This is a genomic window from Candidatus Eremiobacteraceae bacterium, assembly GCA_035314825.1.
In the GTDB taxonomy this organism is placed as follows: domain Bacteria; phylum Vulcanimicrobiota; class Vulcanimicrobiia; order Eremiobacterales; family Eremiobacteraceae; genus JAFAHD01.
Genome location: DATFYX010000061.1, coordinates 1 through 15,243, shown reverse-complemented (window position 1 = coordinate 15,243; position 15,243 = coordinate 1). Strand labels below are relative to the sequence as shown.

At 61.8% G+C, this 15,243-nt stretch carries 18 protein-coding genes and 1 tRNA gene; 4 read left to right on the top strand and 15 right to left on the bottom strand.

Going from position 1 to position 15,243, the window contains the following annotated elements:
• The 4 genes from VKF82_07915 to VKF82_07900 all read right to left on the bottom strand — a co-directional run.
• Window positions 1–1,359: molybdopterin cofactor-binding domain-containing protein (locus tag VKF82_07915; GenBank protein ID HME81988.1), on the bottom strand; the 1,359-nt coding region annotated here is incomplete at its 3' end.
• Window positions 1,360–1,374: 15 nt separating this feature from the next.
• Window positions 1,375–1,866, bottom strand: a complete 492-nt coding sequence (locus tag VKF82_07910) for a (2Fe-2S)-binding protein (protein ID HME81987.1) — start codon at window positions 1,864–1,866, stop codon at window positions 1,375–1,377.
• A gap of 11 nt (window positions 1,867–1,877) precedes the next feature.
• Window positions 1,878–2,747: a xanthine dehydrogenase family protein subunit M gene (locus VKF82_07905; GenBank protein HME81986.1), complete on the bottom strand. Its 870-nt coding sequence runs from the start codon at window positions 2,745–2,747 to the stop codon at window positions 1,878–1,880.
• 308 nt (window positions 2,748–3,055) lie between these two features.
• A tRNA-Asp gene (locus VKF82_07900) sits at window positions 3,056–3,125 on the bottom strand.
• Window positions 3,126–3,150: 25 nt separating this feature from the next.
• Between VKF82_07900 and VKF82_07895 the strand changes: the two genes are divergently transcribed.
• Window positions 3,151–3,462, top strand: a complete 312-nt coding sequence (locus tag VKF82_07895; GenBank protein ID HME81985.1) for a hypothetical protein — start codon at window positions 3,151–3,153, stop codon at window positions 3,460–3,462.
• A gap of 60 nt (window positions 3,463–3,522) precedes the next feature.
• Here the strand turns inward: VKF82_07895 and VKF82_07890 are convergent, their stop codons facing one another.
• Complete coding sequence (locus tag VKF82_07890; protein HME81984.1) at window positions 3,523–3,669, bottom strand: hypothetical protein; 147 nt, start codon at window positions 3,667–3,669, stop codon at window positions 3,523–3,525.
• Window positions 3,670–3,792: 123 nt separating this feature from the next.
• The gene (locus tag VKF82_07885) at window positions 3,793–4,173 is read right to left on the bottom strand and encodes a hypothetical protein (protein HME81983.1); all 381 of its coding nucleotides are present in this window, start codon (window positions 4,171–4,173) and stop codon (window positions 3,793–3,795) included.
• Between the two features lie 160 nt (window positions 4,174–4,333).
• On the opposite strand from VKF82_07885, the gene VKF82_07880 reads away from it, so the two are divergent.
• Both VKF82_07880 and VKF82_07875 read left to right on the top strand, forming a co-directional pair.
• A complete protein-coding gene (locus tag VKF82_07880) occupies window positions 4,334–6,928 on the top strand; it encodes a zinc-dependent metalloprotease (GenBank protein HME81982.1) in 2,595 nt (864 codons plus the stop codon).
• 5 nt (window positions 6,929–6,933) lie between these two features.
• The gene (locus VKF82_07875; protein HME81981.1) at window positions 6,934–7,389 is read left to right on the top strand and encodes a GNAT family N-acetyltransferase; all 456 of its coding nucleotides are present in this window, start codon (window positions 6,934–6,936) and stop codon (window positions 7,387–7,389) included.
• A 25-nt stretch (window positions 7,390–7,414) separates the two neighbouring features.
• Here VKF82_07875 and VKF82_07870 read toward each other — a convergent pair whose 3' ends face one another.
• Together VKF82_07870 and VKF82_07865 are read right to left on the bottom strand one after the other, a co-directional pair.
• Window positions 7,415–7,579, bottom strand: a complete 165-nt coding sequence (locus VKF82_07870; protein ID HME81980.1) for a hypothetical protein — start codon at window positions 7,577–7,579, stop codon at window positions 7,415–7,417.
• Window positions 7,580–8,245: 666 nt separating this feature from the next.
• Window positions 8,246–8,494: an AbrB/MazE/SpoVT family DNA-binding domain-containing protein gene (locus VKF82_07865; GenBank protein HME81979.1), complete on the bottom strand. Its 249-nt coding sequence runs from the start codon at window positions 8,492–8,494 to the stop codon at window positions 8,246–8,248.
• A gap of 252 nt (window positions 8,495–8,746) precedes the next feature.
• Between VKF82_07865 and VKF82_07860 the strand changes: the two genes are divergently transcribed.
• Window positions 8,747–10,102, top strand: a complete 1,356-nt coding sequence (locus VKF82_07860) for a DUF4185 domain-containing protein (GenBank protein HME81978.1) — start codon at window positions 8,747–8,749, stop codon at window positions 10,100–10,102.
• An 18-nt stretch (window positions 10,103–10,120) separates the two neighbouring features.
• Here the strand turns inward: VKF82_07860 and VKF82_07855 are convergent, their stop codons facing one another.
• The 7 genes from VKF82_07855 to VKF82_07825 all read right to left on the bottom strand — a co-directional run.
• A complete protein-coding gene (locus VKF82_07855; GenBank protein HME81977.1) occupies window positions 10,121–10,894 on the bottom strand; it encodes a hypothetical protein in 774 nt (257 codons plus the stop codon).
• Window positions 10,891–11,448 (bottom strand): DUF4760 domain-containing protein, encoded by a 558-nt coding sequence (locus tag VKF82_07850; GenBank protein HME81976.1) that lies wholly within the window; start codon window positions 11,446–11,448, stop codon window positions 10,891–10,893. Before VKF82_07850 ends, VKF82_07855 begins: the two co-directional genes overlap by 4 nt.
• Before the next feature lie 44 nt (window positions 11,449–11,492).
• A complete protein-coding gene (locus tag VKF82_07845) occupies window positions 11,493–12,089 on the bottom strand; it encodes a TMEM175 family protein (GenBank protein ID HME81975.1) in 597 nt (198 codons plus the stop codon).
• Window positions 12,090–12,092: 3 nt separating this feature from the next.
• Complete coding sequence (gene dacB, locus VKF82_07840) at window positions 12,093–13,583, bottom strand: D-alanyl-D-alanine carboxypeptidase/D-alanyl-D-alanine-endopeptidase (protein HME81974.1); 1,491 nt, start codon at window positions 13,581–13,583, stop codon at window positions 12,093–12,095.
• Window positions 13,584–13,588: 5 nt separating this feature from the next.
• Window positions 13,589–14,137 carry a Uma2 family endonuclease gene (locus VKF82_07835; GenBank protein HME81973.1) on the bottom strand — a complete coding sequence of 183 codons (549 nt, stop codon included), beginning with the start codon at window positions 14,135–14,137 and terminating at the stop codon, window positions 13,589–13,591.
• A 56-nt stretch (window positions 14,138–14,193) separates the two neighbouring features.
• The gene (locus tag VKF82_07830) at window positions 14,194–14,613 is read right to left on the bottom strand and encodes a hypothetical protein (protein ID HME81972.1); all 420 of its coding nucleotides are present in this window, start codon (window positions 14,611–14,613) and stop codon (window positions 14,194–14,196) included.
• An 8-nt stretch (window positions 14,614–14,621) separates the two neighbouring features.
• On the bottom strand, window positions 14,622–15,243 hold a 622-nt coding region (locus tag VKF82_07825; GenBank protein HME81971.1), incomplete at its 5' end, for a hypothetical protein.

Sequence of the window (15,243 nt, the reverse complement as noted above, 5' to 3'; positions counted from 1 at the left end):
GAGCTTGCCGGCTTTGCGCGCGTCCGCTTGCTCTTTGAGCAGGCTCTTGTAGTCGATCGTCTGCAGCGCTTTGTCGAGCGTCGCTTGGTAGTCGCCGCTATCGTATACCCAGCCGGTGGCCGATGGGTACGGGAATTTCTCCTTGGGAATGAGGTTCTTGCGCCGCAGGTCGACAGCATCCATCTTGAGCTCGTCAGCCAAGATGTCCATCGCACGTTCGATACAATATGACGCTTCTGTCACGCGGAACGAGCAGCGATAGGCGATGCCGCCCGGCGCCTTGTTGGTGTAGTAGCCGTCGACTTCCACGAACGCGGTCGGGAAGTCATACGAACCGGTGCAGATGCTGAACAGCCCGGCCTTGTACTTGCTGGGATCGGCGGCACCATCGAACGCGCCGTGGTCGGCAAGCGTGCTGACCCTGAGCGCCGTGACCTTGCCGTCTTTGGTCGCGCCGATCTCGGTTTCCATCCAGTAATCGCGGGCGAAGTGGGTGCTGGCGAGATTCTCGGTGCGCGACTCGACCCACTTGACGGGCACGCCCAGCGTAAGCGAGCCGACGATGGCGCAGACATAGCCGGGATAGAACGGGACTTTGTTGCCGAAACCGCCGCCGACGTCGGACGAGACCACGCGGATGTTGCTCTCCGGGATCTTGGAGACCAGCGAGATAACGGTGCGGTGCGCGTGCGGCGCCTGCGAGGTGACGTAGAAGGTCAGCCGGCCGGTGCCGCCGTTGAAATCTGCGACGCAGCCGCACGGCTCGAGCGGCGACGGATGGCAGCGCGGGAAGCGGATCAGCTGTTTGATCTTGACCGGCGCGCCGGAGAGCGCGGCTTCCGTCGTCTTCTCGTCGCCGGCCTCGTAATGCCAGATGTGGTTGTTCTTCTGCTCGCGGTCTTCGCGCAGGACAGGGGCGTCCTTGGCCATCGCTTGGTATGGATCCGTGATCGCGGGCAGCGGCGTGTAGTCCACTTGCACCACGGCGACGCCGTCGGCGGCGGCTTCGCGGCTGGATGCGAAGACCGCGGCGACTTCCTGGTATTGGAAGAGCACCTTGCCACCGGCCAACACCATCTGTTTGTCTTGCGCGAGGGTCGGCATCCAGTCCAGTCCGGCGCCCGCGAGCTCTTTGGCCGTGATGACGGCGATGACGCCGGGCACCTTCATGGCGGCCGAGGTGTCGATATTGTTGATCTTCGCGTGGCCGTACGGACTGCGCACGAGCGCCATGTAGACCATCTTGGGCAGGACGATATCGTCGAGATATTGGCCGCGCCCTTGGATGAAGCGGTTATCTTCCTTGCGCTTCACCGACAGTCCGAACGAGTGCTTGGCTTTAGGCGGTGTGGTCGCCATGATGTCTTCTACTCCCTACTTGGCGGCGGCAGCGGCCGGCGGCTGACTCATCTCTTTGGCGGCCGTCTGGACCGCTTTGACGATGTTCTGATAGCCGGTGCAGCGGCAGATGTTGCCGGAGAGCCCGTGGCGGATCTCTTCTTCTGTGGGATTCGGGTTGCGCTGCAAGAGTTCGAGCGATGAGAGGATCATGCCGGGCGTGCAGTAGCCGCACTGCAGGCCGTGCTCCTCGTGAAAGGCGTTCTGGAGCGGATGCAGCTTGCCGCCTTGCGCGAGACCTTCGATCGTGGTGACCGACTTGCCGTCGGCCTGCACGGCGAACATCGTGCATGACTTGACGGCCTGGCCGTCGACGATGACGGTGCATGCACCGCAACTCGTCGAGTCACAGCCGATGTGCACGCCCGTGAGGCCGGAGTCTCGCAGGAAGTAGGCGAGCACTACGCGCGGCTCGACGTCGCCCGCCGTGTCCGCGCCGTTGACCTTGATGCTGATATGCTGTTTCATCGTGTTCCTCGCTACTTCTTGAGGCGGTCGCGCGCTGTGGTAAGCGCGCGTATGACGAGTATGCGGATGAGATCGCGTTTGAAATCGATGCTGCCGCGCGTGTCCTCGGCGGGGTCGCATTCCTTGGCGGCCGATTCCGCGGCTGCACTGATGCGATCGTCCGTAGGCGGTCCGCCGGCGAGCAGCTTCTCGGCCGCTTTCGCGCGCATCGCCGTCGGGCCGACGGCGCACATGCCGATGCCGGCGCTGGCGACATTTCCCTGCGCGTCGAGCGTGAGCCGTCCAGCGGCCGCCGCGGTGGCGTAGTCGCCGACCTTGCGCTCGATCTTGATGTATGCGCCGGCCGTGCGTCCGTCCGGTGACGGTATCTGCACTTCGGTGACCATCTCGCCGCTCTGCAGCGCATTGGTGAAGCTATCGACGAGGAAGTCGTCGATGCTGATGGTGCGGCTGCCTTTCGCGCTTGTCGCTACGATGGACGCGTTGGCGGCGAGCGCGACCGCGGTCCAGTCCGCCGCAGGGTCGTTGTGCGCGATCGCGCCGCACAGCGTGCCGCGATTGCGCACGATCGGGTCGGCAACCAGATACGCAGCGTCGGCGATCATCTTGTACTTGCCGCTGACGAGCGGCGAGAACTCGATGTCGGAGTGCCGCGTGAGCGCGCCGACCTTGAGCATGCCGCCGTCTTCCTTTAGATACGCAAGCCCGGGGACCGGATTGATGTCCACCAGCACCGCCGGTTGAGCGAGGCGGTAACGCATGGCGGGGATGAGGCTTTGGCCGCCCGCCAGGATGCGAGCGTCGGCGCCGTACTTCTTGTAGGCGTCGAAGACATCGTTGAGCGAGTTGGCACGGACGTACTCGAAGGCCGCAGGGAACACCGTAGTCCTCCTTCGGGCGTATGGGGTCGCAGTGTCGTGCGATGTTGAGTTGCGAGCAATTCGAAGCGGTTCATGTTTGGCCTTCCTTGAGGGCTCCCGGAGCATGCTTGGCGCACCAAACACGTGGACCGCATTGAGTTTCTCCTGAGAAAAACTTGATGCTCGGGCCTCAACAAAAGAAAAAACCAGCCGCTTGTGGGCTGGTTCCAACACAGACCTGTCATTGGAATTATAGACGGTTTAACGCGGGCATGCAATAGGGTCGACGTCAGACCTGTGGTCGTCGACCCTTCCGCTTTCGCGGAGGCTGGAGACGTCGGGAATCGAACCCGAAACACACGACGTGACAGGTCTGTGCTGGAACCATCCAACGCCCCCAACCGATTGCGAGCCGCGAGGAAATATGAAGCACCTACTCATCAAGTACACACGTAAGAGCGGGTCAGATGAAGACTGGGGTCGCGAGGTCGGGCGGTTCATCAAGGCATTGGACACCGATCCCGCATTGAGCGGAAAGATCGCATACCGCTGCCTCAAGCACAAGGAAGGCGACGACTATTATCACGTCGTCGCCGTAGCGGACGAGGATACGACGCGCACCCTCAACGAGCGCGACTTCTTCTCAGCGTACACGAAACGAGTGGGGACCGTCTCGGGCGGAACCGTCGAGGTGTTGCCGCTGGAGCTGATCGCGGAGACCGCATTTCGCGCGTAATAGCAGAGCGGTCGAATGAACTCGACCGCTCCATGATGCAGCTATGTACGAGTGCGGAGATTAGGCGTGTTTTTCCAGGGCGGGGCGGTCGTAGACCAGGCGCGACATCGTGACGATCGCGATGTAGTACGCGTGCATCTCTGCGCGGTTGAAGCGCGACGCCTCGCGTTGGCGTATGGTTCCTTGGGTCAGTATCTGCTTTCTCATGTCGGCCACCTCCGTGGCTGTCATATCTCCTATATCGGTTAAACTAGCCGGGCAAGCATAACGTTACACGGCTCAGATGAATCGCCGATTAGAATGACAGCCAGGGCTTCCGTTTTGCGGAAGTTATTGCGGCAGGGTGTATGTGACCGAGCCGCAGCCGGTCTCCTGGCCATTGTCATGCGCGCAGACCTGGTAATAGTACTTGACGTTCGGGTTCGCGCTCGTGTCAGACCAGTGCTGGACCGGGCCGAGGTGCGTCGTGGTTCCGGCTGGATTCGTGCCGACGCGGTGGACCGAGACGGACTGGATCGTGTAGCCGCCATGACCCGACATCGTCCAGGTCAGCGTGATCTTGCCGGGCCCGCCGCGCGTCGCGTTCAAGTTATTGACGGTGGGCGGCAGGTGAGTATTGCCTGATTGCAGGTTAGCCGGCACATCTGCGAAGGCGCACAGCGGCAGCGCGAAGGCTAGGGCCGCTACTGCGAAGACCGACAATCGTGTCACGGTGCGATTCTCCTCATCGTGTTTGCATCTGGCGGAATCCAGAAGCGCAGCGGGACTCTTCGTGAGCCGGCACGCATGCTCCGTTGCGGTCCCTCACGCATAGGGGATCAATGGATCATCGTGCAACGAAGCGCCCTCCAGCGCTCCTAGGAGGTCACGCATGCGTCACCTCGCTCTTGCGATTCTTCTGACCGGCTTCTCCTTTTTCTTTGCGGCGGGTGCGCAAGCCGCCGATGCGCCGACACCGTACCCGAAATTCGTCGAAGGTCTCACGCCTCAGCGCGGACTGTTCACGCTGTGGAGAAAAGACGGCAAAATCTACGTCGAGATCGCCAAGAATCAGCTCGACACAGACTTCATTCAGACGACGGAACCGTCTACCGGCCTTGGCGGTTACGGCGTCACCCCCGGACTGCCCTACATGCAGTTCGCGCGGACCATGCGCTTCAGCAAGGTGGACAACACGATCGTCGTGACGTGGCCTAACACGTCCTTCGTCGCGCCGGACGGCAGCCCGGCCGCTCGAGCGATCGCGCAGAACTTCGCGCCGTCCCTGGCGGCGACTGCAGATATCGCCACGACAGACCCGACAAGCGGGAACGTCGTGTTCGACGCATCATTTTTTCTCACCGACATCATCGACATGCAGAACTATTTGCGCCAAGCGCTCAATACGGACAAAGACAAGAATCCGAACTCGGCCTACCGGCTCGATGACAAGCGCACGTATTTCGGACCTAGCAAGGCCTTCCCTGAGAACATCATCATCGAGGCCGACCAGACCTATGCGTCCGGATCGCCGGACACGATCGACAACGTCACCGACCCGCGCACCATCCAAGTCAGTATCAAGTACAACATCGCGCAAGGCCCGCCCGCGGGAAGCTACACGCCGCGCATCGCGGACGATCGCGTGGGCTACTATCCGAACGTGCAGCTCAGTTTCGAGAGCGACAACGTGCGCGAGCGGCAACAGCGCTACATCATTCGCTGGAACCTCAAGCGTCATCCGATGGTCTACTACATCAGCAACACGATCCCGGTGGCGTATCGCGATACCATAAAGAAGGCGCTGCTCACATGGAACCAAGCCTTCGCCCCGATCGGGTTCCCCAACGCGGTCGAGGTCAAAGATCAGCCCGACGATCCGAACTGGGATGCTGATGATATCCGATACTGCACCGTCCACTGGCTCACGTTGTCCAATGGCGGGGGCTACGCGCAGGCCGGGCTGGTCTTCGATCCCCGCACGGGCGAGATGCTCAAGACGTCGATCGTCATAGACGCCAATCTCATGTATTACGGCAATCTCCAAGGCGTTGATTTCACGCAACCGGTTCGATCGTTCGGGCCGAGCGGCAGCTTCGAGGCACGCGAGGCGGCCTTCGCAGCGGGCGAGCATGCCTCGGCGGTCTTCGGGCTCAATGCGCTCCGGGCGATGGGCGAGGTATCCGCGAATGCGTTACCACCGCATTACGCCGACGACTTTTTGACGTCCATCGTGCTGCACGAGGCCGGGCACGATTGGGGCCTGCAACACAACTTCATCGCGTCCGAGGCCTATACCGCAAAGCAGGTCCAGTCCAAAGCGTTCACTTCGCAGTACGGCCTTGCCAACTCCGTCATGGAGTATATCCCGACCAATGTCTGGCCGAAGGGGGTTTCGACCGGGGATTACTTCCAGACCGTGCTCGGGCCCTATGACTATTATGCGATCAAGTGGGGATACGCCGTGATTCCGGGCGCCACGACGCCGACGCAAGAGCTTCCGACGCTGCACCGCTGGGCTTCGGCGTGGAGCAATCCGCTCTATCGGTTCGCGATGGACGAGGATGTTGACTGGGCCACAGGACACGCGATCGATCCGCGCATAAATCAAGAGGACCTGACCAACGACAACTTGGCGTGGTGCACCAGCCAGATGCAGATCGGCCGCACGCTCTTTGGAATGGACGATCAACGCTTCAGGCAATACGGCGATACGCATGATGCCATGCGGCAAGCGTTCGGTTACGCGTTCTACCCGTTTCGAAACTGCGCGCGCATCGCCAGTCACTATATCGGCGGCGAATATCTTTCGCGAGCACACATCGGCGATCCGGGCGCGGCGCTCCCCTTGACACCGGTGTCACGCGCACAGTCGCAACGCGCGTTCGCGATGTTGAACCAGGCAGTTTTTTCCGACAGCGCTTGGAGCCTTTCGCCCCATTTGTTGCGGCAGCTCGTATACACGGAATGGGTGACCGATTTCCCTCTGCCGGACTGGGCGTACAATCCGCCGGTGCGCCATGATATGCCCATCGCAACGATGATCGAGGCGCTGCAGAATACCCAACTCGATTACCTGCTCAACCCTGTGCTCTTGCAGCGATTGGACGACCTCTCCCTTAAGTACACAAGCGCGAGCACGATGAGCTTGGCAGATCTCTTCACGTGGATGCAAACGGCGATCTTCGGCGATCTACGCGGCGCGTCGACCACGCCGATCGGCGAAATCCATCGCAACCTGCAACAAGAATACGCGCGCAGGCTTGCGCAGCTTGTGCTTGCGCCGTCGACGGACACGCCGTATGACGCGCAATCGCTCGCGCGTGCGGAGCTCGTGACGCTGCGGGATTCTCTCGGCGCGGCCCTCAAGAGCGGGCATCTGGACACGCTGACGCGCGCGCATCTGCAGTCGCTGGCGACTGTCGTCGACCAGACGTTGTCGGCGCGGGTGGTCTTGCCCGTCTCGCAGCCGGACGCGGGGCAGTAGCTTGCGTGGCGACGATCCGGCCGATCGAAATGCACGATGCTCCAGCGTGGTCGGCCATGCGCGCGCGGCTGTGGCCTGATGCGGACGCCGATGAGCTGGCGCGCGAGTGCCGCGCATTCGTCGCCGGCACGAAGCAAGGAATCGTCGATGCGGCGTTTCTCTCGCTCAACGATAGCGTGCAGCCGATAGGCTTCATCGAGCTTTCGGTGCGCGCGTTCTCAGATGGCTGCGATTCGATGCCGGTGCCGCACGTCGAGGGATGGTACGTCGAAGAGTCGGCGCGAGGTCAAGGACTCGGGAAAGCGCTGATGCGGGCGGCCGAAGAGTGGGCGCGTGAACGTGGGTATACCGAGCTTGCGTCCGACTCAGAACTGAACAACGATGCTGCGCAACGCGCTCACAGCGCGTGCGGTTTTGAAGAGGTCGACCGATTGGTCAAGTTCCGGAAACCGTTGACCTGATCTGAAATCCGTTTGTTCGACGTCACTACGACGGCGGGCACAGCAACGCGAGCGCTGCTTCAGCATCTGGCATCGGCTCGGCGCTTTGAAAATTGTACGCTAGCATATACAGCGTCGCTCCGTCCTTGAAGAAGTATGCCTCGACGTTGCGCCGGCGCGGGTCCCACGCCGTGACGCCTACAGCGAGCACGTGGTCGGCGTCACGTCCGCATATGTGTCCAATGGTATGCGTGGCCGTGATGGCCGAGATTTGCGCGTAGCCATTGTAAAGCAATTGAGCCATGGCGCCTGGACTGCAGGTGTTGCAAGCCTGATGCATTGCCGCTAACTCGCTATCGGTCCCATCCTGTTCGTGCCGGACATAATCGGCATACTGGCCAGCGACCTTCCCGGGCTGCGACTCCCATGGCGACGGCAAGAGCGGCGTAGGAGAGGCGATTGCGGCACTCACCAACAGTGCGATCACGGCGCCATGGTATCACCTCAATTCGGCGACCGTCAACGCCAGGGGGCAACCCGCGGACGGGAGGGCGGCCCGATTGCTACTCCGCGAACATCGCCTGAAGCACGCCCAAGGTCATGTTCAGGGTCTTTCCAGATACGCGCCCAAGACGACTTATCAGCCGCTCTTGTGCTACGGCCCGCAGTTGGTCCGCGAGTATCAATCCGCGCTTGTTTTGGAAGATTACTGGCACGCGGTATGGCGCCGGCGCCGAGCCCGTCGTCATCGGGGCCACTATAACGGTATCGGGTGCCATGTTGATCTCGTCTGGCGAAACGATCAAGACTGGCCGGGCTTTCTTGATCTCCTTCCCGATCGCTGGATCGAGCGCAACAAGCCAAACCTCGCCTCGAGTCACCACGTTAGCTTGTCGTCGCCGGGATTCGAGAACTCCGGCCAGATCAACTTGCCTTCTCCAAGCTCATGAAGCCGCTTGGCGGCTTCGGCCCAGCCGCGTCGCACGTTCTTCCGCGCCTTGCGCAACACGAGAGCGTCGCCTTCCACGTCCATCTCCACCTCGGGCCCTAGATCGAGCTGCGAGATGATCGGCTTGGGCAAGATGACGCCCTGGGAATTGCCGATGCGCCTGATCTTGGCTCTCATGATGGCATCCTATCACGCGCGCGAAACGGCCGTCAATACATTGTTATAACGTCAAGCGCGAGTTTGCTGGCAAGCGAGCGCGCGGCAGGGGTGGCTCTACGAGCCTGCGTAGTGCGCAGGGGCTCTGAGGCGAGGGTGTGGGAGGGCGAAATGCGCGTTGCTTTTCGAATCGCCGCGGTCGTTGCATTACAAGCGTCGCTGTTATTCGTCGGCGTGAGCGCCCGTGCGGGAGATCCCGGCGCGCCGTCACCGTTGACCCGCGTCGGAACCAGCGACAAGATCTGCCAGCTCATCGGCGACGTAGACTGGGAGAGCGGCAAACCAACGCAAGCGAGGACCTACACCAAACACGGACTCGATGCCGCAGACTTGGGATATCCAGTCGATCTCGGCAAGAAACTCGTGCTGTTGTTCGGCGATAGCTGGCCGCCCGGCCATCCGGTGGGGACGCCAGCCGATCTTCCTCCGGACGACTCGGTCGGCATCACGACACGCCGAGATGCACCGACCGAGAAAGACTGTCTTGAGCTCAAGATCAACGATACCGGAACTTCGCCCGAGCATTTCGCGCCCGCGACGATCGTGCACACGCCGGCGATCGAACAAGGATTCTTCAACGTGCCGTCCGGCGGGGTCGGGGTCGCGGGCGATTTGTACGCCTTCTTCTGGACCAACCATTGCGTGATGCCGACACACCTCGCTCCGTCTGCGAGCGATCCGCTGTCATTGCCCGCGCCCACGAAGAAATGTCCGGAAACCTCGGCCCAGAACAGCCTTGGGATCGGCGTCATGGCGCACTCCAGCGACGACGGTAGGACGTTCACCGATGTCGTGACCATGCCGAGCGGTTTCGTCTACGCCACGGCGATGAACTCGGCGGCACATGCCGATCTTCCCGCGGATCAGCGCCTTGGCGTATTCATCTTCGCTGCTGCGCGCTACCGCGCAAGCGTGCCGTATCTCGCGTACGCGCCAGCCGGGTCGCTTGACAATACGTCGAAATGGCGCTTCTTCACCGGCCGCGACTCGAGCGGACATCCAAAATGGGTGACGCTTGCCGCTTGGAACGGCGGACATTCTCATCCATGGACGCCGCCGGGAGATGCCGAGGTGTTCACGCCGGATTCGGATGCGCAGCGCTGCATCGGCGAATTCTCGGTGACCTGGAACAAGCCGCTGCGCATGTGGCTCATGCTCTTCCAGTGTCCGGGCGGCGTGCAAGGGCGCGTCGCTGCTGCGCCATGGGGTCCGTGGTCGGAACCATTCACTCTGCTTAGCTTGGCCGACAAGGTGGAGTGCCATTTGATCATGAGCCCGAAGGGCTGTGGTACGCAGCGCAACTATTGGCCGGGCAAGACTTCTGGCGGAACGGTCACGCCGGGCGGATTCTACGCGCCTTACGTGCTCAACCGCTACACCGCCGACGCAGGCAGCACGTATGACAGCCACGAGACGACGATCTATTGGACGTTGTCGACCTGGAATCCGTACGTCGTGAGCATCATGCGCACGACGCTGCAGACCACGTGGTCGGCGACGCCGTGGCCGCACATCAGACCGACGATTCCGCCCGGCGAAGGCCCGGCTCCGCGACCAACCGTTCGCTAGCCCGCCGCTGCTCGGGGTTTAGTAGCAGGTTCTAACCTGGATTCCCATGGCCGGAAAGCCCGACAGATCTGGATTTTGGGTGACCGGATAGAGCGCGCCTTCCTGCGGATTTGGCGCGGAGCTCGCATTGTATTTGGGGACAAGTGCGGTCAGAATACCAATGGCGACGTCGCGAGGTGCGTTGTGGTGGCGTGGCTGGTTGATTGGGCCATCGGCGTAGAACTGGGCATCATTGCGGGTGCGCAGCAGCCATCCAATCCCGTCGCCTTGATACAGAAGAACGTCGGCATGAACGATCTCCGTGGCCTCGGTCGTCGTGCCAGGCGGGAAATTGAGTCGGTAGTAGGTTTGGAAGGCATAGCCGCAGCCCAGCTTTCCGGCGAGTCGATCTTCGACATCACCCTTTGGGATTTGCGCCACCGTGACCCGGTTGTGCGGGTCGACCAGGGCGTCGGCGACCTTGGCTGGCACCTGATAGTAGTTCTCCAGGCCGTTCGCATCATACGAACCAGTTGTCGCTTCGATCGAGTGCCAGGCACCTGCCTTGCTGACCAACAGCGCATCGCCGGCCGCAATTCCCCACATCCAGCGAACGAGCGCATACGCGCCAGATGTCGATATCTCCAACACGACGGGGCGGTCAGGTGAGGAGTCGCCAGGCGTCAACGACGAGGTCGTCGCCGCGATTATCGCCGCTTGCTCCGACGTGACAGCGAAGGCGCATCGCGTCGTCGCGAGCTGCATTGCCAAGGCCAGTATGACCGGCGCCAGGTACTTCACCAGATGCTTCATAGAAAAGCTTTGGCGGCCGGGGGCACGGTGATCTCCAGATGCTCCATGTTCGCTGGATACGTCTGCGGGTAGTTCTTCAGAAAGCGCTTCGACAGCGCCGCCAGATATTCGAAGTTCTCATAGATCGCCGGTTCGCCGGTGGCGGCGCGTGCCATCGCCGTCAGCCCGGCCAACCGGTCCCATTGCGATACCACGATCCAGCTATAGATGTCCATGACCAGATGCTTGTCGAGAATGCCGTTTTTGACCATCGAGCCGATGTTCTCAAACGTGTTGCCGATGAAGTTCGCCGCCTGACGGATCTGCAAGTGCCGCCCCTCCATCTTGACGCCATTGAGCCGCCGGGACATGGCTATCTCGAATTTGCAAAAGACCGGATCGGCAAGCGCGGCGTCGAGCTCTTCACGTACGATCACCTCGGCCTCGCGGTAATCCTGACTGTCGAGTTCGTTCTGCACAGCGAGCAGCGCCGTGATCTGATTCGCGGCGCGAAGATGCCGCAGCTGCACGATCGCCACGATGGCGGTGGTGGCGATAACCGCCGCGGTGGTCAAGGTCGCGATCGTGTTGACAAGCTCAAGCGACAAGTGCGCCCTCCTTAGGCTCGCGCGTCGGAGTCGAGGCCGTGCGGAACGAGATAATACACAGCGATGAGGACATACGCGGCAAAACTCATCACTGGAAATTCGAGCGCCAGTAAGGTTGCGGCAGCGTAGACGAACCATCCTGTCCGGTAGGCACGGACGGTCGAGGCGATCGTCTCTTTGGTGACGCTTGCGTGGAACGCGCCTGCCTTGATCAAATGGTTGAGCATGAGGTTATAGGCCGTCGCGGTGGTGGAAAGCGTCAGACCGTACAGCAACGCGGACGCCTTCATCGTCGGGTAGTTCCCGAGCGCGCCGGTCGCAAAGGGGATGAACGCGGTGCCGGCCAGCAAGAGCAGGTTCCAGAAGATGGTCGCGCGATCGACCTTCTCGACTTGGCGGAACAGCGCATGGTGGTTCTGCCACATGATGCCGATCACGCCGAAGCTCAGCGCATACGCGATGAGGTTGGGCCACAGCGCCAGCAATGCGGCGGTGAGATCATGGTTAGTGGTCAGGCGGATCGCAGGAAGCGAAAAGCCGAGCACCAGCAGCGTGATCGCGAACGCGAAGACACCGTCCGAGAACGCCTCGAAGCGCGACTTGCTCACAGCTCAGTTCTCATCGACGATATCCTTGACCACTTCGTCTTCGAGGTCGAAATACGGGCCCGGGTCGCCGGTGGCGTCGTTGACGAACACCGCGAAGATCACGCGGCCGTGGTGCAGGGTGTCGGCGTAGCCAGCCAGCGCTATCGAATGTTGCATGTAGCCGGATTTGGCGCGCACGCGGCCGACCGCATCCGTGCCGGCGAGGCGGCCAGCGAGCGTGCCGTCCATGCCGGCGCGCGGCAGCGCGCTGATGAAGTCATTGCCATACGGCTGTTTGGCGGTCCAGCGAAGGACGGTGACGAGGTCGCGCGGCGTGATGCGGTCGGCGGCCGATAGTCCGGAGCCGTCTTGGATGTCGAGCGAGTCGCGGTCGATGCCGAGCTGATTCACGGCGAAACGCTGCTCGACCGTCGCGCCGCCGATGAAGTTGCCGCGCTGAGCGAGGTGCTCGACCGCGAGCATCTTCTCGATGTGCTCGGCGATGAAGTTGTCGCTCTTCGGGAGCATCGTGCGCAGCAGTTCGATGAGGGTCGGCGACTCGTGCGACCAGATGATTCGGGCGCCGGGGTAGCGCGCTTGTGCCGGCAGCGGGCTGTCATCGATGACATCGAGCGGCACGTTGGGCGGACGGACGCCGATCGGGTTTCGGCCGACCGAGACGCCGGCGTTGATGAGGGCGCTGCGCATGACCTGGCCAGCGAATGCGGCCGTGTCTTCGACCGCGCAGTGCACGGTTTGTTGCGATTCACCAGGCGCCATGCGGCCGACGATCAGGATCTGCGTGGTGCCGAAGAGGCGCGAACAGCGCGCCGGATCGTCGTACGGACCGACGCCCATCACCGCGCGCGACGCAATCGTGTAATCGCCAGTGGGCGGCAAGAGTTTAGCGCTGACCGCGTCGCCTGTCTGCGCACCGGGAGTGATGACGACGCCCACCGTGCCTTCGTCGACGGCGAGCGCTTGGATCGGCGCTTGATAGTAGAAAGGCGTGCCATCCCAGGCCCAATCCGGTCCCCAGCGGCGCTGGTCGAACAGCGTCGCGTCTTCAAGAACCGTGCCGCTGACTTCATGGATGCCGGCGCGCACGACCGCGGCGGCCGCATCGTCGAGGTCTCTTGAGGTCAGAACCGGGTCGCCGCCGCCGACCAAGATGAGATCCCCGTCGAGACGGCTGCCGACTACGGTACCGCGCGCGATGAGCTGCGTCTTGAAACGGAACTGCGGCCCTAGCACCTCGAGCGCGGCGGCGCTAAGCAGCAGTTTGAACGTCGACGCAGGTGTGAATCCGTGCTCCGCCTGGCGTGAGACCAGCACGCGGCCGGTCGAGGCGTCGATGGCGAAGACGCCGAGCTGTGCGCGATTCATCGGCGCCCGCTGCGCGATGGAATCCACCATGGCTTGGAGCGTTTCGGCCGACGCTGTTGCGGGGATGGCGAGCGTCAGCACCGTCGCCAATCCGACCACTACGCCGAACTCACGCGCCCGTGGTATCAAACGGACTACTTGGGTTTGGATTTGGGTTTGGGCAATGAGAACAATCGCGATGTGCGCAGACGAAAACCGGGAAGTGCGTCGTGCGTGAGGTCGCCGCCTTCTTCGACAACACGCGCGCCATGTGAATCGCGCACGGTCACGGTTCGCGCGTTGGTATCGACGAGAAAAACGGCGTTTGTTCCGGCGGCGAGGTAGACGCGTATCTTCTCTTCGACGTCGCGGCGACGATCATCTGGAGAGAGAACCTCGACTACGGCGGTCGGCGCGACGGTGGGCTCATCCATCGCTTCCTGATCCTCGAACGAGAGTCGATCGAACGCTAAGAAGGCTACATCAGGCACAAGGGGACGGCGCGCTTCATTCGGTGGCTGGACCCGGAAGCGCCACTCCGTGGCCACGTTTCCGGTTCCACGCTCTTGCGCCCACATGTCAAGGGCAGTAAAAAACCGACCTTGCGCCAAGCCATGGAGCCGCCGCGGGCTCACCTTTTGAAGAGCGCGGCCGTTGACCCATTCGAACGCCGGCTTCGCTTCCGGCAACGTGATTTCGCGCATTCCCACTCCACGAGGCATCATATCACACCTGACAGGTTGTTCGTCAACGCGCTGCGTCATTGATAGTGACCGGCGATCTTCCCCTGAACCTCGACGAATAATGGCCGGACGTTATCATACAGGCTCTCGTATCCGCCTTGCGCCTTGAGCTGCTCGAGCGTGCGAAGACCCGCCGCGACGGCTTCCTCGGCGTGCGCGTCGTCGCCCATCTCGTGCTCGGAATATGCCACAAAGTACATGGCGTACACTGCAGTCGGGTTTTGTACCTTGAAGTTGCTATTGCAGTTGCCGGTGTACGCTGCAAGTCGAGTGCCAATGAGCTTCGCGTCAGCCCAATCGTGCGCATCCAGATACGAGAAGCCTTGGCGAATGACGGCTTGAGCGTAGTTGGCATCGCAGGTGGCGTCGGGCAGGGCCGGCACCGGAACGGCGCACAAGCACAGGACAACCAACAACGACAGCCGATTCAACTTCATGACCGCTTTCACCGACCCCCGAACCATAGCGCGATGCCATCTGCAAATCCTGATATCTTCACTATGGCGCTGGCGGCAGCGTCTCCCTGGGCGCCGGCATTGAAGATCGACAACTGGCTCGTAGATCGTCTCGTCGGATCGTTTCCCAGCACGTACATGTTGCTGTGGCTGTCGACCGCGATCCGACCCGCCTCGACGTCGAGCCTCCGGACAGGTTCGGCGTTTCCACTGGCATTAGGTGCGTAAACGTCGACGCTTACGCCGGATCCGATGTAGACCTGCCCGTCTGGTCCAACCGCGATGCTCGTCAGCAAGATATTCGGCTTTGGCAGCGAGAGAGAGAACGTGCGCGCCACATTCGCCGAGCTTCCGAAGACGTCCACCCTTTGCGGAAAGAGAAGGTAGACGTTCCCGACCAGATCGACCGCGATATGCCCGGCACCGCGGTCGATGATTCTTCGGATGGGTTGCGTATCTTCCCCAGCGCCGGCCGGGTATACGACGACTTGGCAACAGTGATTGAGCACGTAGAGTTTGTCGCTGCTGTCGATAGCGATATCGAGACAATCATGATCCTGGTCCGGGCTTTGGACCGGAATGTGCCGCAGCGGCACGGTATCGACGCTCTCG

Excerpts from the sequence above, each read along its gene's own strand:
- VKF82_07880 (HME81982.1), top strand. The coding sequence starts at position 4,334 with ATGCGTCACCTCGCTCTTGCGATTCTTCTGACCGGCTTCTCCTTTTTC.
- VKF82_07865 (HME81979.1), bottom strand. The coding sequence starts at position 8,494 with ATGAGAGCCAAGATCAGGCGCATCGGCAATTCCCAGGGCGTCATCTTG.
- VKF82_07895 (HME81985.1), top strand. The coding sequence starts at position 3,151 with ATGAAGCACCTACTCATCAAGTACACACGTAAGAGCGGGTCAGATGAA.
- VKF82_07890 (HME81984.1), bottom strand. The coding sequence starts at position 3,669 with ATGAGAAAGCAGATACTGACCCAAGGAACCATACGCCAACGCGAGGCG.
- VKF82_07830 (HME81972.1), bottom strand. The coding sequence starts at position 14,613 with ATGAAGTTGAATCGGCTGTCGTTGTTGGTTGTCCTGTGCTTGTGCGCC.
- VKF82_07910 (HME81987.1), bottom strand. The coding sequence starts at position 1,866 with ATGAAACAGCATATCAGCATCAAGGTCAACGGCGCGGACACGGCGGGC.
- VKF82_07835 (HME81973.1), bottom strand. The coding sequence starts at position 14,137 with ATGCGCGAAATCACGTTGCCGGAAGCGAAGCCGGCGTTCGAATGGGTC.
- VKF82_07855 (HME81977.1), bottom strand. The coding sequence starts at position 10,894 with ATGAAGCATCTGGTGAAGTACCTGGCGCCGGTCATACTGGCCTTGGCA.